This window comes from Pseudonocardia yuanmonensis (assembly GCF_039542425.1).
In the GTDB taxonomy this organism is placed as follows: Bacteria; Actinomycetota; Actinomycetes; order Mycobacteriales; family Pseudonocardiaceae; genus Pseudonocardia; species Pseudonocardia yuanmonensis.
In genome coordinates this window covers 21852-39740 of the sequence record NZ_BAABIC010000036.1, presented here as the reverse complement: position 1 = coordinate 39740, position 17889 = coordinate 21852, and the positions used below count along the sequence as shown (strand labels likewise).

At 74.1% G+C, this 17889-nt stretch carries 17 protein-coding genes; 5 read left to right on the top strand and 12 right to left on the bottom strand.

Annotated elements, in window-relative coordinates:
* Window positions 1-14: 14 nt before the first annotated feature.
* A complete protein-coding gene (gene menD / locus ABD990_RS32520; protein WP_345384642.1) occupies window positions 15-1694 on the bottom strand; it encodes a 2-succinyl-5-enolpyruvyl-6-hydroxy-3-cyclohexene-1-carboxylic-acid synthase in 1680 nt (559 codons plus the stop codon).
* Between the two features lie 61 nt (window positions 1695-1755).
* A complete protein-coding gene (locus ABD990_RS32515; RefSeq protein WP_345384641.1) occupies window positions 1756-2472 on the bottom strand; it encodes a PIG-L deacetylase family protein in 717 nt (238 codons plus the stop codon).
* Between the two features lie 32 nt (window positions 2473-2504).
* Between ABD990_RS32515 and ABD990_RS32510 the strand changes: the two genes are divergently transcribed.
* From ABD990_RS32510 to ABD990_RS32490, 5 genes are all read left to right on the top strand, one after another.
* Complete coding sequence (locus tag ABD990_RS32510; protein ID WP_345384640.1) at window positions 2505-4157, top strand: ABC-F family ATP-binding cassette domain-containing protein; 1653 nt, start codon at window positions 2505-2507, stop codon at window positions 4155-4157.
* Window positions 4158-4278: 121 nt separating this feature from the next.
* Window positions 4279-4653 (top strand): VOC family protein, encoded by a 375-nt coding sequence (locus ABD990_RS32505; protein ID WP_345384639.1) that lies wholly within the window; start codon window positions 4279-4281, stop codon window positions 4651-4653.
* Window positions 4650-4979 carry an ArsR/SmtB family transcription factor gene (locus tag ABD990_RS32500; protein ID WP_345384638.1) on the top strand — a complete coding sequence of 110 codons (330 nt, stop codon included), beginning with the start codon at window positions 4650-4652 and terminating at the stop codon, window positions 4977-4979. Before ABD990_RS32505 ends, ABD990_RS32500 begins: the two co-directional genes overlap by 4 nt.
* Window positions 4976-5485, top strand: coding sequence for an SRPBCC domain-containing protein (locus ABD990_RS32495; RefSeq protein ID WP_345384637.1), 510 nt, complete (start codon window positions 4976-4978; stop codon window positions 5483-5485). The genes ABD990_RS32500 and ABD990_RS32495 overlap by 4 nt, the downstream gene beginning before the upstream one ends.
* The gene (locus ABD990_RS32490) at window positions 5482-5775 is read left to right on the top strand and encodes a YciI family protein (RefSeq protein WP_345384636.1); all 294 of its coding nucleotides are present in this window, start codon (window positions 5482-5484) and stop codon (window positions 5773-5775) included. The genes ABD990_RS32495 and ABD990_RS32490 overlap by 4 nt, the downstream gene beginning before the upstream one ends.
* Window positions 5776-5864: 89 nt before the next feature.
* Here the strand turns inward: ABD990_RS32490 and ABD990_RS32485 are convergent, their stop codons facing one another.
* The 10 genes from ABD990_RS32485 to ABD990_RS32440 all read right to left on the bottom strand — a co-directional run bounded on the left by ABD990_RS32485 (window position 5865) and on the right by ABD990_RS32440 (window position 17832).
* Entirely contained in the window at window positions 5865-6176 is a 312-nt protein-coding gene (locus ABD990_RS32485) for an adhesin (RefSeq protein WP_345384635.1), read from the bottom strand.
* Between the two features lie 59 nt (window positions 6177-6235).
* The gene (locus ABD990_RS32480) at window positions 6236-7066 is read right to left on the bottom strand and encodes an aldo/keto reductase (protein ID WP_345384634.1); all 831 of its coding nucleotides are present in this window, start codon (window positions 7064-7066) and stop codon (window positions 6236-6238) included.
* A 29-nt stretch (window positions 7067-7095) separates the two neighbouring features.
* On the bottom strand, window positions 7096-7851 hold the full coding sequence (locus tag ABD990_RS32475) for a DUF998 domain-containing protein (RefSeq protein ID WP_345384633.1): 756 nt from the start codon (window positions 7849-7851) through the stop codon (window positions 7096-7098).
* Window positions 7852-8006: 155 nt separating this feature from the next.
* The gene (locus tag ABD990_RS32470; protein ID WP_345384632.1) at window positions 8007-10265 is read right to left on the bottom strand and encodes a UvrD-helicase domain-containing protein; all 2259 of its coding nucleotides are present in this window, start codon (window positions 10263-10265) and stop codon (window positions 8007-8009) included.
* Window positions 10266-10446: 181 nt separating this feature from the next.
* Window positions 10447-11208 (bottom strand): sensor histidine kinase, encoded by a 762-nt coding sequence (locus tag ABD990_RS32465; protein ID WP_345384631.1) that lies wholly within the window; start codon window positions 11206-11208, stop codon window positions 10447-10449.
* 141 nt (window positions 11209-11349) lie between these two features.
* On the bottom strand, window positions 11350-14223 hold the full coding sequence (locus ABD990_RS32460; RefSeq protein ID WP_345384656.1) for an FAD-binding and (Fe-S)-binding domain-containing protein: 2874 nt from the start codon (window positions 14221-14223) through the stop codon (window positions 11350-11352).
* 52 nt (window positions 14224-14275) lie between these two features.
* A complete protein-coding gene (locus tag ABD990_RS32455; RefSeq protein ID WP_345384630.1) occupies window positions 14276-14809 on the bottom strand; it encodes an FmdB family zinc ribbon protein in 534 nt (177 codons plus the stop codon).
* 92 nt (window positions 14810-14901) lie between these two features.
* Window positions 14902-16191 carry a hydroxyacid-oxoacid transhydrogenase gene (locus tag ABD990_RS32450; protein ID WP_345384629.1) on the bottom strand — a complete coding sequence of 430 codons (1290 nt, stop codon included), beginning with the start codon at window positions 16189-16191 and terminating at the stop codon, window positions 14902-14904.
* Window positions 16188-17000 (bottom strand): N-acyl homoserine lactonase family protein, encoded by an 813-nt coding sequence (locus ABD990_RS32445; RefSeq protein WP_345384628.1) that lies wholly within the window; start codon window positions 16998-17000, stop codon window positions 16188-16190. The genes ABD990_RS32450 and ABD990_RS32445 overlap by 4 nt, the downstream gene beginning before the upstream one ends.
* Window positions 17001-17106: 106 nt before the next feature.
* Window positions 17107-17832: a GntR family transcriptional regulator gene (locus tag ABD990_RS32440; RefSeq protein WP_345384627.1), complete on the bottom strand. Its 726-nt coding sequence runs from the start codon at window positions 17830-17832 to the stop codon at window positions 17107-17109.
* Between the last annotated feature and the right edge of the window lie 57 nt (window positions 17833-17889).

The following is a 17889-nucleotide window of genomic DNA, read 5'->3' as shown; positions in this document are numbered from 1 at the left end:
GGCCAACGCAGGAGCTAGGTCCGGGCGGGCAGGGCGGCCAGGGCCGTGGCGATCTCGTCGGTGAGCGCCGCGTGCCCGGCCCGCAGCGTGGCCCGGTCGGCGCGGACCTCGACGATCCGCAGCCCGGGACCGGCCGGCAGGACCGCCTCGACCAGCGACGACGGTGCCGTGACCAGCACGTGCGCGGCGCCGAGGCCGGTCGCGACGGCGGCCAGGTCGGCGCGGTGCGGGGTGCCGAAGACCCGCTCGAACGAGGCCGAGTGCGCCGGCGCTCCCTGCTCGAGCAGCCCGAAGATCCCGCCGCCGGAGTCGTTGAGCACCACGATCGACAGTGCCGGCCGCGGCTCGTCCGGGCCGATCAGCAGGCCGGTGGCGTCGTGCAGCAGGGTCAGGTCGCCGAGCAGCGCCACGGTCGGCCCGGGATGGGTCAGCGCCGCACCGACGGCCGTCGACACCGTCCCGTCGATCCCCGCGACACCGCGGTTCGACAGCACGGAGAGCCCGGATCGCGGGACCGCGGCGAGCGAGACGTCCCGCACCGGGTTCGACGAGCCCAGCACGAGCCGGGACCCGTCCGGCAGCCCGGCGACCAGGTCGCGGGCCAGCGACAACCCGCGCGGCCCCTCCGGCAGGGCCCGGTCGAGGGCGGCCGAGGCGGCCTCGTCGGCCTCGTGCCAGCGCCGCACCCAGTCCCGCGGCGGCGCGAGCGCGGGCACGTCGCCGACCGCGCGCACGGTGCCGGCGACGTCCGTCCACGGCATGCCGTGCGGATCGGCGGCGGCGTAGACCTGCAGGTCCGGCGCGGCGAGCAGGCGCGCGACCGCGCGGTGCAGGGTCGGCCGCCCGACGACGAGCACCTGGGTCGGCCGCGGCGGCCCGCCGGATGCCCCGAGCAGCCAGGGCCCGCTGCGCAGGGCGTGCGGCCACAACGGGGACGACGGCTCGGCGACGACCGGCGCCCCGCCGAGCAGCGCCGGGTCGATCCCGGCGCCACCCCCGGCGACGACGAGCGTCGGCGCCTCGGGGTCCAGCGGGAGCGTCGGTGCGGTGCGGCGCGCCGGCGGCACCACGGTCCAGGGCGCGCCGTCCGGGCGGCCGGGTGGGACCTGGTCGGCCGGGTCGGGGACGAGCGGCTCGGCGAACGGGATGTTCAGGTGGACCGGCCCGGGCGGTTCGCCCAGCGCACCGGTCGCCGCGGCCACGATCCGGTCGACCGCGGCGCGCCAGCGGCCGGGTTCGCCGGGTGCGGGCCGGGCGACGGCCAGGGTGCCGGCTCGCCGTACGGCCCCGCCGAAGATGCCCTGCTGCTCGATCGTCTGGCTGGCGCCCGTGCCCACGAGCTCCGGTGGCCGGTCGGCCGTGAGCGCGAGCAGCGGCACCCCGGAGTGCGAGGCCTCCAGCACCGCCGGGTGCAGGTTCGCGACGGCCGTGCCCGAGGTCGTCACCACCGGGACAGGGCGGCCGGAGCCCAGGGCCAGGCCGAGCGCGAGGAAGCCGCCGGTGCGCTCGTCGATCCGCACGTGCAGGCGCAGCCGGCCGGCGGCGTCGGCGGCGTGCAGGGCGAAGGCGAGCGGCGCGTTGCGCGACCCCGGGCACAGGACGGCGTCCGTGACGCCGAGGCGCACCAGCTCGTCCACGACCACGCCGGCCTGGACGGGCCCTGCCGCGGGGCTGCTCGTCGGTGCCGGGTTCACGCTCCCGACCCTATGTCGCCACCGGCTCGTCCCGCCGTGCTCCGCTGCTCACACCGCGCCGTCACAGCGCGAAGACCTCGAACCCGACCGCCAGCGCGGCCCCCGGGACCTGCTCCGCCACCACCTCGGCCTGCGACCGCAGGAAGGTCTCCGGGTCCGCCATGCCCCCGTCCCCGAGCGCGGCCAGGTAGGCCCGGTGCGCCGACAGGGACGCGACGGCCCGGTCGAACACCGGCCCGATGTCCACGGCGTGCGTGGGCTGCGGCGTCCCGACGACGGCGAGGTACCGCACGCCCGTCCACGAGTCGCCGCCGGCGCCCGGGAAGACCCAGCGGTTGCCCGCGTCACGGCAGGCGTCGAGGACCGCGCGACCGGTGTGGACGTGGTCGGCCATGTTCAGCGAGCCGCCCGGCCAGCGGTCGCCGAAGTTCGCCGTCACGACCAGGTCGGGCCGGAAGCGGCGGATCGCCGCGGCGATGTCGCGGCGGAGCGGGAGCCCGTACTCGACGACCCCGTCCGGGTGGTCGAGGAACTCCACCTCGCTGACGCCGACGGCGGCGCACGCCGCGCGCTGCTCGCCCTCCCGCAGCGGGCCGGCCTCGACCGGCGGCAGCGAGTCGATGCCCGCCTCGCCCCGGGTGACCAGCAGGTACGCCACCTCCTTGCCGGCGTCCGTCCAGCGGGCGACGGCGCCGGCGCCGCCGTACTCCATGTCGTCGGGATGGGCGACCACGACGAGGGCGCGCGACCAGTCGTCGGGAAAGGGCTGGAGCGTCATGGGGACATGGTCCCCGTACCCTCGCAGGTGTCATGAGCGCGACCCTCCGGGCCACGGGCCTCTCCGCCGGGCACGGTGCCCGCGTCCTGTTCAGCGGGCTGGACCTCGTGGTCGCGCCCGGCGACGTCGTCGGGCTGGTCGGCGTGAACGGCGCCGGGAAGTCCACGCTGCTGCGGCTGCTGGCCGGCGAGCAGGGGCCGGAGGAGGGCGAGGTCGCCCTGAGCCCGTCCGACGCGACCGTCGGGCACCTGCCGCAGGAGCCCGACCGACGCCCGGGCGAGAGCGTGGCGCAGTACCTCGCCCGCCGCACCGGGGTGGCCGCCGCGCAGGCCGCGATGGACGCCGCCGCCGAGGAGCTGGGCGGCGGCTCGGACGCCGTGGCCGACGCCTACTCGGCCGCCCTCGACCGCTGGCTCGCCCTCGGTGGCGCCGACCTCGACGACCGGGCCGGCGAGGTGGCGGCCGAGGTCGGCCTCGGCGTGCCCCTCGACACCCCGATGACGGCGCTGTCCGGCGGCCAGGCCGCCCGCGCCGGGCTGGCCGCGCTGCTGCTGTCCCGCTACGACGTGCTGCTCCTCGACGAGCCCACCAACGACCTGGACCTCGACGGGCTGGAGCGGCTGGAGAAGTTCGTCCAGGGGCTCCGGTCCCCGGCCGTGATCGTGAGCCACGACCGCGAGTTCCTGGCCCGCACGGTGAACCGGATCGTGGAGCTGGACCTGCACCAGCAACAGGTCGGGGTCTACGACGGCGGCTACGACAGCTACCTCGTCGAGCGCGACATCGCTCGCCGGCACGCCCGCGAGGCCTACGAGGAGTACGACGACAGGCTCTCCGCGCTCAAGGACCGCGCCCAGATGCAGCGCACCTGGATGGCGCAGGGGGTGCGCAACGCGCGGCGCAAGGGCAAGGACAACGACAAGATCACCAAGGCCAAGCGCGCGGAGACCAGCGAGAAGCAGGCCGCCAAGGCCCGGCAGACCCAGCGCGCGATCGAGCGGCTGGAGGTCGTCGAGGAGCCCCGCAAGGAGTGGGAGCTGCGGATGACGATCGCCACCGCGCCGCGGTCCGGCGCGGTCGCGGCCCGGCTGGACGGCGCCGTCGTCCGGCGGCCCAGGGAGGACGGCGCCGATTTCGTGCTCGGCCCGGTGACCGCGCAGGTCGACTGGGCGGACCGGGTGATCGTCACCGGGGCGAACGGGGCCGGGAAGTCGACGCTGCTCGGTGCGCTGCTCGGCCGGATCCCGGTCGACGAGGGCTCGGCCGGGCTCGGCGCGGGCGTCGTCGTCGGCGAGATCGACCAGGCCCGGGGGCTCTTCCTCGGCGACGAGCCGCTGGTCACCGCGTTCGGGCGGGCGGTGCCGGACTGGCCCGAGTCCGAGGTGCGCACGCTGCTGGCCAAGTTCGGGCTGACGAGGGAGCACGTGCCCCGGCCCGCCGCGTCGCTCTCCCCCGGCGAGCGCACCCGGGCGGCGCTGGCGCTGCTGCAGGCCCGCGAGGTGAACCTCCTGGTCCTCGACGAGCCCACCAACCACCTCGACCTGCCCGCGATCGAGCAGCTCGAGCAGGCCCTCGACGCCTTCCCGGGCACGGTCCTGCTGGTCACGCACGACCGCCGGATGCTCGACACGGTCCGCGCCACCCGCCGCTGGCGCGTCGACGAGGGCCGGCTGACCGAGCTCTGACCCGCCGCGCGCGGTGGGTGGTGCTCCGACGCCACTTCCCGCGCCCGGACCCTTGCGCACTCTGTCAGTCGATGCTAACGTTAGCGACAACGCACAGAGCACCGCACCTCAGGAGGACGTCATGGGCAACCCCGTCGCGATGTTCGAGATCGTCAGCACCGACCCCGACCGGCTGGGCCGCTTCTACGGCGAGCTCTTCGGCTGGACCGTCAACGCCGACCCCGCCTGGGGCGGGTACGGACTCGTCGACACGCACGCCGAGGCGAGCGGCCCGCTGATGGGCGGGATCGGGCCGTCGTACCAGCCCGGCGACACGGGCGTGAAGTTCTACGTGGGGGTCGACGACCTCGGCGCCTGGCTCGGCAAGGCCGAGGGCCTCGGGGCGACCCGGCTCGTGGAGCCCACCGACCTGCCCGAGGGCTTCGGCTCCTTCGCGCTGTTCGCCGACCCGGACGGCAACACCGTGGGATTGTGGGCCACTGCGGGGGGATCGTGACCTCGCCCGCGCCGCTCGACGACCGGGTCGGGGCGATGCTCCGGGCCCTGGCCGAGCCCCGGCGCCGGGCGATCCTGCGGCTGGTCGCGGGGACCGAGCGGGCGGCGGGCGAGATCGCCGCGGAGTTCGACGTGTCCCGCACGGCCGTCAGCCAGCACCTCACCGTGCTGAAGGAGAGCGGCCTGATCGCGGAGCGCCGCGAGGGCACCCGCCGGCTGTACCGTGCCCGGCGGGAGGCGGTCCGCGAACTGCAGGCGGCCCTCGACGGCATCTGGTCCGACGCGCTCGACCGGGCGCGCGCCCTCGTGGAGGAGGACGAGTCGTGAGCAGCGAGACCTACGGCGAGGTCGTGAACCTCGCCCGCCCGCCGATCCACCGGTCGACGACCGTGGCCGCGCCCCGCGAACGCACCTTCCGGGTGTTCGTGGACCGGCTCGCCGAGTGGTGGCCGCTCGACCCGTTCTCGCTCGGCGGGAGCGCCCGCATCGCCACGGTGACCGTGGATCGCCGGGCGGGCGGGACGGTCACCGAGCACTGGCACGACGGCAGCAGCCACGACTGGGGCACGCTGCTGGCCTGGGACCCGCCGGTCGGGCTGACCATGACCTGGAACATCACCGGCACGCCCACGGAGGTCGAGCTGCGGTTCGTCGCCCTCGACGAGGCCACCACCCGGGTGGACCTCGAGCACCGGGGCTGGGACCGGCTCTCGCTCGAGGAGCTGCGGGCGGCCTGCGCGCTGCCCGGCGGCTACTCCGGCGGCGCCTACGAGAAGGGCTGGGCCACGATCCTCGGCGCCTTCGCCGACGCGATCCGGGAGGACCCGCGATGAACTGGTTCCTCTACCGGCTCCTGCCGCCGCGCCCGGACTTCGCGATGACGATGGACGAGCGCGAGGGCGCCGCGATGGCGGCGCACTCCGAGTACTGGCGGGGTCACCTCGACGCCGGCCGGACGATCGTCTTCGGGCCGGTCGCCGATCCCGCCGGCGTGTGGGGGCTCGGCATCGTCAACGGCGAGACGATCGAGGACGTGACCGCGCTCGCCGAAGGCGATCCCGCGGTCGTCGCCGGGGTCGCCCGGTTCGAGATCCTGCCGATGCTGTCGGCCGTCACCCGCTGAGCCCGCGGTCCGGCCGCCGGTCCGGGGCCGGGGACGACGGCGGGGCGGCCCCTCCCGGAGGAGGGACCGCCCCGCTCTTGCATGGTGCGTCAGGCCTGCGGTGCCGCGTCGGCCTGCGGGCCGATCGCGAAGCGCAGCTCCTCCTCGCCCTGCTCGTTCGTGAACGGCTGGACGTCGAGGACCTTGTCGTCGAGGACCTCCGCGGCCATCGGCTCGAGGAAGACGTTGAGCCCCTCGCCGGTGAGCACGGTGTCGCTCTGGTCCGCCTGCGCCGCGAGCGAGAGCTCGAGGCCCTGCTCCGGGTCGGTGGCCGCGATCCGCAGCCCACCGCCGTCCGGCAGCTCGGCGTCCGTGGTCAGGGTCTTGATGGCTTCTGCCGCGGTGTCGGTGATGGCCAGCATTCGACCGACCGTACCGAGATCCCGCCGGGCCTGCAGACCGGGCGGGATCCGGCGGTCCCTCAGTTGAACTCGTCCGGGTGCGGGCCGAGGCGCCCCGCGTCGCCCTTGTCGAGGCCGCCGACCGTCGCGACGTCGTCGTCCGCCAGCTCGAAGTCGAAGACGTCGATGTTCTCCGCGATGCGCGACGGCGTCACGGACTTGGGGAACACGATGTTGCCGAGCTGGACGTGCCAGCGCAGCACGATCTGGGCAGGGCTCCTGCCGTACTTCTCCGCCAGCGAGGTCACGACCTCGTTCGTCAGCAGCGCCCCGCCCTGGCCGATCGGGCTCCACGCCTCCGTCGCGATGGCGTGGTCCCGGTGGTACCGGCGCAGCTGCGGCTGGGTGAAGGTCGGGTGCAGCTCGATCTGGTTGACCGAGGGGACCGTGTCCGTCTCCGCGGCCAACCGGTCCAGGTGCTCGACCTGGAAGTTCGAGACGCCGATCGACCGGACCTTGCCCGCGGCCTTGGCCTGCTCGAGCCCGCGCCAGGTCTCCACGTAGTCGTCCCGCTTCGGCAGCGGCCAGTGGATCAGGTAGAGGTCGACGTGGTCGAGGCCGAGCTTGGTGAGGCTCTCCTCGAGCGCCTTCTGCGCCTCGTCCCGGCCGTGCCGGCTGTTGCTCAGCTTGGTCGTGACGAAGATCTCGTCGCGGGAGAGCCCGGACTCGGCGACGGCCTGCCCGACCCCCTCCTCGTTGCCGTACATCTGAGCGGTGTCGATGTGCCGGTAACCCGCGTCGAACGCCTGCTTCACGGCGTCGACCGTCGCCTGCCCCGGGTCGATCTGGAAGACACCGAAGCCGAACTGCGGGATCCGGACACCGTCGTTGAGCGTGATCGTCGGAACCATGTCCCCGTCATACCGCGCGGGCGGACCGGTCAATCGCGGGACATCTCACGCGGGATCCGGGAATCCCCGACGGCCTCGGGGGCAGGCGGCGCGACGGGGGTCCGCCGGGCAGCGGTCAGCCCCCAGACCGCCAGCGCGACCAGGACCAGCACCTCGGTGAGCGCCAGGCCCCGCTCGACGAGGCCCAGCGGGACCGCCCGCCACCACGAGACTCCGGTGAACGGGCGCTGCGCGAACCCGACGAGGATCGGGGTGAACCACAGCAGCGAGACGACGGCGAGCCAGCGGGTCCAGCCCGCGTGCCGGGCCCCGGGCCGCGGCTCCGGCCCCACCGCCGCGGCCCGCCGGAACCGGCGGACGACCAGGATCGCCGCGATCGGCAGCGCGAGGAAGGCCACGAGGCTGGCGTAGCGGTGGATGGTGCCGCCGACGCTCGGCCCGACGGCCCAGTTGGTCTTCTCGAACACCACGACCGCGCCCAGCCCCACGGCCGCCAGCACCAGGCCCGCCGAGGCACCCGACGCCGACCGGACCAGCCCGGCCCGGACCAGCGCGACGAGCACGCACAGGACGGCGGCGGCGAAGGCCAGCACACCCGTGTCGAAGACCGGCTTGACGCCGTCGAGCAGGGCGTACTCGCTGATGGTGCGGCGGATCGGGTCGACCTGACCGACCGTGAGCGTCAGTCCCAGGACGAGCACGACGGCGATCCCGGACCCGGCCAGACCGGCCAGCGCGAACCCGTGCCCCACGGTGTCCCTGCCCGCCGCGGTGTCGCGCTCCACGTGTCCGGCCTCCCGGTGCTCGGGTCGATGGTCGCCCGTTCAACGATCCGTACCGTCCGCGTGGTTCCCGCGGCTCACGGGTCCTCCCGCGACGGGGTCCCCGCCGAGTGTGGACACTCCGCGAGGACCCCGCACGGCGTGTGCGGGCGCGCCCCTCAGCCCCCGACGTGCAGCAGCCCGAGCCGCCGGGTGGCGCGGGTCATCGCGACGTAGAGATCGGCGGGGTTGTGGGCCCGGATCCGCTCCGGGTCGACGATCACGACGACGTCGAACTCGAGCCCCTTCGCCGACGTCGGGGTGTGCACCTCGGCGGGCAGGCCCGCGAGGCCCTCCCCGTCGGCGGCGATCACCGCGAGCGTCCCGCGGCCCAGCTCCGCGGCCTCCGCGTCCACGGCCCTGCGGACCTCGGCGGCGAGGTCCGCCGCGGGCACGGTGCGCCGCCACGGCTCCTCGCCGGTCGCCCGCACCGACTCCGGCGGCCGCCGGTCCGGCGCGAACCCGGCCAGGACGGCGCCGGCCACCGCCATGATCTCCGCGGGTGTGCGGTAGTTCACGGTGAGCGTCCGGTAGGTCCACCGGGACCCGAGGTGCGGGCCGAGGACGTCCGCCCACTCCTCGGCCCCCGCAGGGGCGCTGCGCTGCGCGAGGTCGCCGACCGCGGTGATCGAGCGCGAGGGGCAGCGCCGCAGCAGGACGTGCCAGTCCATGGCGGACAGCTCCTGGGCCTCGTCGACGACGAGGTGCCCGTACTTCCAGTCCCGGTCGGCGGCCGCCCGCTCCGCGACGCTCGCGAGGTGCTCGGGCACCTGGCGCGCCGCGAGCGCGTCCGCGGTCACGAAGTCGGTCGGGCGCAGCTCGTCGGGATCCTCCCCGGCGATCTCGCGGTCGGCCGCCTCCAGGATGCTCAGCACCTCGCCGGCGTAGCGGCCGTCCGGCTCGTGCCGCGGGGCCGGCCCGCCGGGCGGCGGGCCCAGCAGCTCGGCCAGCTCGTCGAGCAGCGGCGCGTCCGCCACCGTCCACTCCGCCCCCTCGGGCCGGAACAGCCCGCCGATGCCCTCGATCCCCGCACCGGCCGAGGCCAGCCGCTCCGGCGAGGCGTAGAGCTCGGCGAGGGCCTGCTCGGGGGTGAGCACCGACCACAGCTGCTCCACCGCCGCGTGGAAGTCCAGGTTCGCGCGCAGGTCGTCCCGCAGCTCGGCGCGCATCCCGGCGGACACCTCCGCCGCGCCCGCGGGTTCGATCTCGGGGATGTCGAGGCCGCGGAGGAGCTCGGCGAGCTCGGGCGGGTCCTCCAGGTGCTGGTTCAGCCGCTCGAGGCCCCGGTCGACGAGCAGGCAGCCGAGCGTGTCCCGGAACGTCGCCCGGGCGGCGTTGTGCGGCAGGCCGGAGGCCCGGGCGCGCCTGCGCGCCTCCGCCGCCGTCGTATGGTCGATCTCGACGGTGACGTCCTCGAGCTCGATCGGGATCGGCGCCCCGGGCAGCTCCTGCCGATCGGCGACGGCGCGGCGCAGGACGTCGAGCATCGCCAGGCCGCCCTTCGTGCGGGCCACCTCGTCCGGGTCCACGGCGGTCGCGACGACGCCGTGCGCCAGCCGGCCGGGGGTCGTGAACACGACCGCGGACTCGCCGAGCGCGGGCAGCACGCCCCCGACGTAGTGGATGAACCCGGCGCTGGGCCCGACGACCAGCACGCCGCTGCGGGCCAGCTTCTCGCGGTGGGTGTAGAGCAGGTAGGCGACGCGGTGCAGGGCGACCGCGGTCTTCCCGGTCCCCGGACCGCCCTCGATCACGACGACGCCGGGGAGCGACAGCCGGATGATCGCGTCCTGCTCGGCCTGGATCGTCGTCACGATGTCGCGCATGGTCGACCCGCGCGGGGCCTTGAGCGCGGCGAGCAGCGCGGGATCGGACGCCGACCCGGAATCGGCCTCCCCGTCCAGCACGTCGTCGTGGAAGGTGCGGACCCGCTCGTCCGGCGCCCTCCCACCGATCTCGAAATGGCGCCGTCGCGTCACGCCCATCGGCGTGGCGAGCGTGGCGCAGTAGAAGGGTCGGGCGGACGGCGCCCGCCAGTCGACGAGGGCGCTCTCCCCGTCCGCGGGGTCGGTGAGCCCGATCCGGCCGACGTAGCTCGTGCAGCCGTCGGTGTGGTCGAGCCGGCCGAAGCACAGGCCCGATCGGGCGGCCCGGAGCGCGCCCACCCGCTCCGACCAGCGGTGCACGGAGACGTCGCGTTCCCAGCGGGCGCTGAGCTCCCCGCCCGTCGGCACGGCCAGCATGCCGCGCGCCTGTGCCGTGGCGGCCGCGAGCTCGGTGGCGAGCAGGCCGTGCAGCCGGCGGATCCGCGCGGTCTCGGCCGCCACCTCCTGCTCGAACTCCTGCCCGAAATCCTGTCCGGTAGAAGGTCTTCCCACGCTCTCCCCACCCGTGTTAGAATTCAATTGCGGAGCTGTGATTTCCCCTTCTGATCGCACTCATCAGAATAGCTATTCCGCATTTCCCGGCGCAATCTCTTCGCGCGCGGTGTCTCCACGGCGAGATCCGGGCGCACGGTCGCGTCGGAGGAATCTCGGGATCGCGCACGACCCCGCTCCCTCAGTCCACGGGTGTGCGCTGCGCCGGCACCACGGGCACCAGAGGCACCGGGACCAGCGGAAGCATCGCCTCGACCCGGGTGCCGGGGAGCCCCCGGCGGACCGTGCAGGCCCCGCCGACGGCCGCGGCCCAGCCACGCATCGCGTGCACGCCGGCGCCGGCGGTGAACCCGGCCGGGACGCCCGGGCCGGTGTCCGTCACCGAGACGTCGAGGAAGCTCCCCAGCGCCCGGACCCGGACCCGGGCCGGAGCGCCCTGCGCGTGGCGGGCGGCGTTGGTCATCGCCTCCACCGCGATGCGGTACGCCGCGGCCTCGACGGCCGGGTTCAGCGTGGGCAGCGGCCACACCTCGACGGCGGCGCCGCCGAGCCCGCGGGCGGCCGCCGTGAGGGCCGCGACCAGGCCGCCAGGGACGTGTGCCCCCGCGAGCTCACGAGTGGCGTGCACGGCGGCCTCGGCCACCGACACCGCCCGCACGGCCCGCGCCAGCTGCCCGGCCAGCGCGTCGAGCAGCAGGGCGTCCCGGCGCCGGACGGGCGGCAGCACGAGCGCCCCGACCGTCTCCACCCCGTAGCCCAGCGGCACACGTTCCACGCACTCCGGCCACGCCCCCGTCCCGGCCACGATCCGGCCGTCGACCTCGAGGGCGGCGAAGGGCACCCGCAGCGTCTCGGCGACGGTGTCGACCAGCGAGCCGAGCCATGGGGTGGACGCGGTGCCGCGGGCGTCGCCGCCCTGGGTGAGCTCCAGGACCGTGCTCATGAGGCCGTTCATCGCCGCGCTCCCGTCCGTGCCGTTCCATCCGGGACATCGCCACGAAGATCGTCGACATTACGCCGGAGGTGACACGGGTGGCGGTCCACCCGGTCGAGCGAGCTGGACCGTCCGACAGCAAGCCCGCCCTTACGTCCGCAGGCCCAGCGCCCGCGCCGCCAGCTGGGCGAGGTGCACCGGCTCGCGGGTGCCCGCCTGGCGCAGCTGGGTGCGGCAGGAGAACCCGTCCGCCAGCACCTCGACGTCCGGCGCCGCCCCGCGGACCGCCGGCAGCAGCACCCGCTCGGCCGCCGCCATCGAGACCTCGTAGTGGCCCTTCTCGAAACCGAAGTTGCCGGCGAGGCCGCAGCAGCCCGAGTCGAGCACCTCGGCGTCGATGCCGAGCGCGGCCATCACCGCACGGTCGGCCTCCGAGCCCAGGTCCGCGTACTGGTGGCAGTGCAGCTGCACCAACGCCCGTGAGCCGGGGCCCGAAACGGCCTCGCGCAGCTCCCCGACGTGCCCGGCCAGCAGCTCGGCGAAGGTGCGCACCCCGCCCGACAGGGCTTTGGCCAGCGGCTCCTCCGGCAGCAGCTCCTCGCCGTCGGCGCGCAGGGCCGCGGTGCAGGAGGGCTCCAGCCCGACGACGGGCACCCCCTCCGTCAGCCACGGCTCGACGGTCCGCAACGAGCGCCGCAGCACCCGCCGCGCCGCGCCCACCTGCCCGGTCGACGTCCAGGTCAGCCCGCAGCACACCCCGCGGGGCGGCAGCTCCACGGCGTACCCGAGGTACTCGAGGACGGCCACGGCGTCGTCGGCGATGCCCGGGTCGAAGTGGTCGGTGAAGGTGTCCGGCCAGAGCAGCAGCCGCCCGCGCGGGGCCTCCCGCGCCGGGCCCTCGACGAGCGCACGCGACCGGGCGGAGGTGGTGAACGTCTCCCGCGCGATCGCCGGTATCGCCCGCTCCGGCGCGATCCCGCCGGCCCGCTTGGCCAGCCCGGCCAGGAACGGGACCCGGGCCAGCGCGTTGAGGCCGTCGACCGCGCCCGCCGGCAGCTTCCCGACCAGCCGCAGCCACCGCGGCAGGGCGCCCATCGAGTAGTGGCTCGCCGGGCGCAGCTTGTTCCGGTAGCGGTTGGCCAGGAACTCGGTCTTGTACGCGGCCATGTCCACGCCGACCGGGCAGTCGGTCTTGCAGCCCTTGCAGGACAGGCACAGGTCGAGGGCGTCGGCGACGTCGTCGTCCTGCCAGCCGCCCGTGATCACCTCGCCGTTGGCCATCTCGAACAGCAGGCGGGCACGGCCGCGGGTGGAGTGCTTCTCGTCCCCGGTGGCGCGGTAGCTCGGGCACATCACGCCGCCGTGCGCGGTCACGCACTTGCCCACGCCGAGGCAGCGCCGGGTCGCGCGGGTGAAGGAGCCGCGGTCGTGGGTGAAGGCGAGCTGCGGGTCGTCCGCCATGGTCGGCATCCCGACGAAGATCCGCAGGTCCTCGTCCATCCGCGCGGACCGCACGATGCAGCCGGGGTTCATCCGGTCGTCCGGGTCGAAGACGCCCTTGAACTCCTCGAACGCCGCGATGACGTCCCGCGGGTACATCCGCGGCAGCAGCTCCGAGCGGGCGCGCCCGTCGCCGTGCTCGCCGGAGAGCGAGCCGCCGTGTGCGACGACCGCGTCCGCCGCGTCCTCCATGAACGCCCGGAAGTTCGCGATACCCGGCTCGGTGAGCAGGTCGAAGTCGATCCGGACGTGCAGGCAGCCGTCGCCGAAGTGGCCGTAGTAGACGCCCTTGCGGCCGTGCCGCTCCAGCACCCGGTCGAACTGGCGCAGGTAGGAGCCGAACTTCTCCGGCGGGACGGCGGCGTCCTCCCAGCCCGGCCAGGCCTCGCCGCCGTCCGGGCTGCGGGTGAGGATCCCGGCGCCGTCCTCACGGATCCGCCACAGCGCCTTCATCCGCCTCGGGTCGGACTCGACGACGGCCTCGGTCAGCCCGTACGGCCCCATCGCCTTCGCGACGGCGCGCGCCTTGTCCTCGGCCTCCTGCCGGGTCTCCCCGCCGGTCTCGACGTAGAGCCAGCCACCACCGGGCGGCAGCGCCTTCCAGCCCGTCTCCACGGGGTTCTGGGCGCGCAGGGCGGCGATGAGCCCGGCGTCCATGCCCTCGATCGTCAGCGGGGAGTGCTCGCGGACGACCATGACGTTGTCCGCCGCCACGTAGGCGTCGGGGAAGCCGAGGACGGCGAGGGCCCGCGCGGGCGGCGACTCGACCAGCGTCATGGTCGCGGCGACCGTGGTGGCGAGCGTGCCCTCCGCCCCGACCAGGGCCCTGGCGAGGTCGAACCCGTTCTCCGGGAGCAGCTGGTCGAGGTTGTAGCCGGAGACGCGGCGGGTGAGGTCCGGGAAGGACTCCCGGACGCGGTCGCCCACCCGGTCCGCCAGCGCCCGCAGCCTCGCCGGGATCTCGCCGTGCGGCGCGGCCGTGTCGAGCCGCTCGCCGCGGTAGGTGAGCACCTCCAGGCCCGCCGTGTTGTCGACCGTCTTGCCCCAGGCCACCGAGTGCGAGCCGCAGGCGTTGTTGCCGATCATCCCGCCGATCGTGCAGCGGTTGTGCGTCGACGGGTCCGGGCCGAAGGTCAGCCCGTGCGGGGCCGCGGCGTCCCGGAGCTGGTCGCAGATCACGCCGGGCTGGACGCGCGCCGTGCGCGCCTCCGGGTCGATCTCCAGGACCTTGTTCATGTGCCGGGTGAAGTCCAGCACCACCGCGGTGTTCACGGCCTGGCCCGCGATCGAGGTGCCCGCGCCCCGGGGCAGCACGGGGACCTGGTGCTCGCGGCACACGGCCAGCGCCGCCGCCACGTCGGCCTCGTCGCGGGGTGAGACGACGCCGATCGGGACCTTGCGGTAGTTCGAGGCGTCGGCCGACCACATCGCGCGGTGCGCGGGGTCGAACCGGACCTCGCCGCCGACGACCCGGCGGAGGTCGGCGGCGAGAGCCGCGGCGGCGTCGGTCCCGGCGTCGGTCAGGGGCCCCGCGTCGGTCGCGGCGGGGTGGGTCGGGACGTGCGCACTCACGGTCTCAGTCTGACCCGCCGGGCGGGGTGGGGCTCGGAGCGGGGGCGTCCCCGCCCTTGCCCGCGGGGTCGCCGGCCTTGTCCGAGGGGCCCGCGTGGCCGTGCCCGTGCCCGTGCCCGTGCCCGTGACCGTGGCCGTGCCCGTGGCCGGCGACGCCCTGGCCGGGCACGGGGGCGGTGCCGGAGAGCTGGATGTCGCCCGCCCGCAGCGGCGCGCCGTGGTACCGGCCCTCGTGGGCCAGGATCGGCCGCTGGTCGCCGGCGATCTCGGGATACTTCTCCTCGAGCTTCTGCCGGGCGTCCCAGGTCCGGCGCATCGTGTCGATGTACTCCGGGTTGCCGTCGTAGACGCCCTTCCACGTCTGCGGCATCTCGTCCTTGCTCAGGCCCGGGTTCGCCTGGCCGCCGAGGGAGAAGCCCGCCGGGACCTTGCGGGTCTCGCCGCCGCACACCGGGCAGCCCGGGGTGGAGGTGTCGGACATGGCGGCCAGGTGCTCGAAGCGCACACCGCACTCGCACCGGAAGACGTAGATCGGCACTCGAACGATCCTTAGGACTCAGGTGGCGAACGGCACTCTCGCTCACTAGGTATGAGCGAGAGCGCCGGTCGCTCAACGGGGGTGGCGCGAGGTCACCAGTTCTCGACGGACTTCGTGAGGATGTCGGCGATGTCGTCCTCGGTCGGGGTCCGCGGGCACGTCGCGAGCAGGCGCTGCTGCTTCATCGTGCCGGGCACCAGGTCCGGGACGTCCGCCTCGGTGTAGCCGACCCCGCCGATCCCGTTCGGGATGCCGATGTCCTGCATCAGCCGCACCAGGACGGAGGGCAGCTGCTCCTTCGGGTCGTTCACCTTGTCGGCCCGCGGGTCCATCAGCTCCGCGGCCCGCAGGTGCCGCTCCGGCGCGCTGTCGAAGGAGAACCGGAAGGCCTCCGGCGCGGTGAGCGACACGGACTGGCCGTGCGGGACCATCGGCTCGTCCGGCGGGTAGCCCTCGGGCACGTAGTCCTTGACCATGCCGGCGATCGGGTAGGCGTTGGCGTGCGGGATGTGCACGCCGGAGTTGCCGAAGCCCATGCCGGCGAAGGTCGCCGCCATCATCATGTTCGACCGCGCCTCGACGTCCTCGGCGCCGTCGTGCACGGCCTTGCGGAAGGACTGCGCGATGAGGTTCATCGCCTTCTCGCACCACAGGTCCGACACGGGGTTCGAGCCGCAGTAGGTCACCCGCTCCTCGGGCTTCTTGCGATCGAAGGTCGTGTAGTACCGCGCCGTGTAGCTCTCCAGCGCGTGGCAGACGATGTCCATCCCCGCCGCGGCCGTGACCTGCGGCGGTAGCGTCATGGTGAGCAGGGGGTCGATCACGGCCAGGGTCGGGCGCAGGCGCCAGTGGCTGATCCCGGTCTTGACCTTCATCGACAGGATGTCCAGCACGCACATGGCGGTGGACTCCGAGCCCGTGCCCGCCGTCGTCGGGACGGCGATGAGCGGCTTGAGCGCGCCCGGGGGCACCTTGGCGTTGCCGATGGGCTTGTTGATGTAGTCCATCAGCTCGCCGGGGTGGCTGGTGAGCAGGTTGATCGCCTTCGCGGTGTCGATGGCCGACCCGCCGCCGACGGCCACGAACCCGTCCCACGGCCCCTGCGCCCGGGCGTACTCGGTGGCCTTGTTCATCGAGTCGTCCGTCGGCTCGACGTGCACGCCGTCGAACACCTCGGACTCGATGTCGTAGCGCTTGAGGTTGTCGGCCAGCCGCTGCGGGGCGCCGAGGGCGTTGACCCCCGGGTCCGTGACGATCAGCACCCGCCGGACGCCGTACTGGCTCAGCTCGAAGCCGACCTCGTCGATCGCCCCGGCGCCGAACTTCAGGGGCGGAGCACCCCAGGTGAAGATCGTCTCCTCGGTCAGTTCGGGGGTGGTCACGTGTACGAGCCCTCCGGCGCCTTGCGGAGCTCGCGGATCTGCTGGGCGTCGTGCCCGAAGACCATCGTCGCGTTGGTCTTCTCCTGGATCCCGCGGAGCTTCTCGACGGACTGGAACCACTGCTCGAGGTTGTTGACGATCGCCGCCGGCGCCGCGGGCGGACCGTAGCTCTCGCCCATGTAGACCGCGTCCGAGGTGAAGATCATCGTGCCCGAGTCGGGCAGGTCGACCTGCATGGACATGCAGCCGACGGTGTGGCCCGGGGCCTGGATGAGCTTCACGCCCGGCAGGATCTCGGTGTCGCCGGAGACGGTCTCCCAGTTCAGGCCCTCGTAGTCGGCCTTGAGGTGGGCGCCGTTGAAGTCGCCCTCGAAGTTCAGGGCGAACTCCTTCTCCTTGTCCGAGCAGATCAGCTTCGCGTTGGTGTTCTTGAACATCTGCGCGTTGCCGGCGTGGTCGAAGTGCAGGTGCGAGAGCACCACGTAGTCGATCTCGTCGAGCCCGACGCCCATCTTGTTCAGCTGGGCGTCGAGGTACTCGTCGTCGGCGACCTTGTCGTAGGGGAAGAACTCCTGCAGCCCGGTGGGCTTCCACCGGGTCTCCCAGTCACTCGGACAGCTGGTGTCCCACAGCACCTTGCCCTCGTCCGTCTCGACGAGCACGCAGTGCGTGGGCACCTCGACCCAGTTGATCGAATTGTCCTTCTGACCGCGGGGCATGATGCTCACCCCGGGCTTGAGCAGCAGGAACGTGAGGTCGGCGTGCATCGCCCCGCACGGGATGATGCTGAGCTTGTTCGCAGTGGCCATCGTGGTCCCTTCGGCACTGGAGGGTCGCGCGCGTCACACGCACGATTCCCCCGGAACCGTGGCATGTGGCATGCCACTCGTCAACGCATGGCGATGTCCCGATCGGTCAGTCCTGCTGCGGGCCCGACTCGGTCCAGTCGAGGTCGATGTCGACCGCGGCCAGCCCCGGGCCGAGGTCCGCCCCGGCCTCCTGCGCGATCAGCAGCTCCGCGGTGTGCCGGATGTGCTCGCGCATCGCCTTCGCCGCGCCCTCGGCGTCCCCCGCCTCGATCAGGTCGAGGATCGCGCGGTGCTCGGCCACGATGTCGTCGAGACTGCGGGACTCGCGGGCCGTCGACACGCCGCGGCGCAGCACCATGTCGCGCAGCCCGTCGACGAACGCGGCCAGCCGCGCGTTGCCCGAGGCCTCGAGCAGGACCCGGTGGAAGCGCCGGTCGTGCTCGAACATCGTGAACTCGTCGTCGGCCTTCGCGGCCTTCTCCATGTGCGCGAACGTCCGGCGCAGCTCGCGCCGGTGGTTCCCGTCCAGCCGGGTCACCGCGCGCCGGACCGCCGGCGGCTCCAGCAGCAGCCGCAGCGCGAAGACCTCCTCCAGGTCGTGCAGCGAGGTGAGCAGGATCCGGACGCCGCGGTTGCGCTCGAAACGCACCATGCCCTGCTGCGCGAGCTTGATCAGCGCCTCACGGACGGGTGTGCGCGAGACCCCCAGCTGGGTCGCGAGGTTCTGCACCGAGTGCAGGCTGCCGGGCGCCAGCTCTCCGGTGATCACCGCGGCGCGGAGCGACGCGAGCACCTGCGCGTTGACGCTCGCGGTCTCGGGGAGCTGCTTCATCCGGTGCCACCCTGCACCGGGGCGAGAGTGGCATGCGACACGTCACCGGTCAATCGG

Coding starts and splice junctions, on each gene's coding strand:
- ABD990_RS32480 (WP_345384634.1), bottom strand. CDS start 7,066: ATGGTTCCGACGATCACGCTCAACGACGGTGTCCGGATCCCGCAGTTC.
- ABD990_RS32445 (WP_345384628.1), bottom strand. CDS start 17,000: ATGGCCACTGCGAACAAGCTCAGCATCATCCCGTGCGGGGCGATGCAC.
- ABD990_RS32490 (WP_345384636.1), top strand. CDS start 5,482: ATGAACTGGTTCCTCTACCGGCTCCTGCCGCCGCGCCCGGACTTCGCG.
- ABD990_RS32505 (WP_345384639.1), top strand. CDS start 4,279: ATGGGCAACCCCGTCGCGATGTTCGAGATCGTCAGCACCGACCCCGAC.
- ABD990_RS32510 (WP_345384640.1), top strand. CDS start 2,505: ATGAGCGCGACCCTCCGGGCCACGGGCCTCTCCGCCGGGCACGGTGCC.
- ABD990_RS32515 (WP_345384641.1), bottom strand. CDS start 2,472: ATGACGCTCCAGCCCTTTCCCGACGACTGGTCGCGCGCCCTCGTCGTG.
- ABD990_RS32440 (WP_345384627.1), bottom strand. CDS start 17,832: ATGAAGCAGCTCCCCGAGACCGCGAGCGTCAACGCGCAGGTGCTCGCG.
- ABD990_RS32485 (WP_345384635.1), bottom strand. CDS start 6,176: ATGCTGGCCATCACCGACACCGCGGCAGAAGCCATCAAGACCCTGACC.
- ABD990_RS32465 (WP_345384631.1), bottom strand. CDS start 11,208: ATGAGCACGGTCCTGGAGCTCACCCAGGGCGGCGACGCCCGCGGCACC.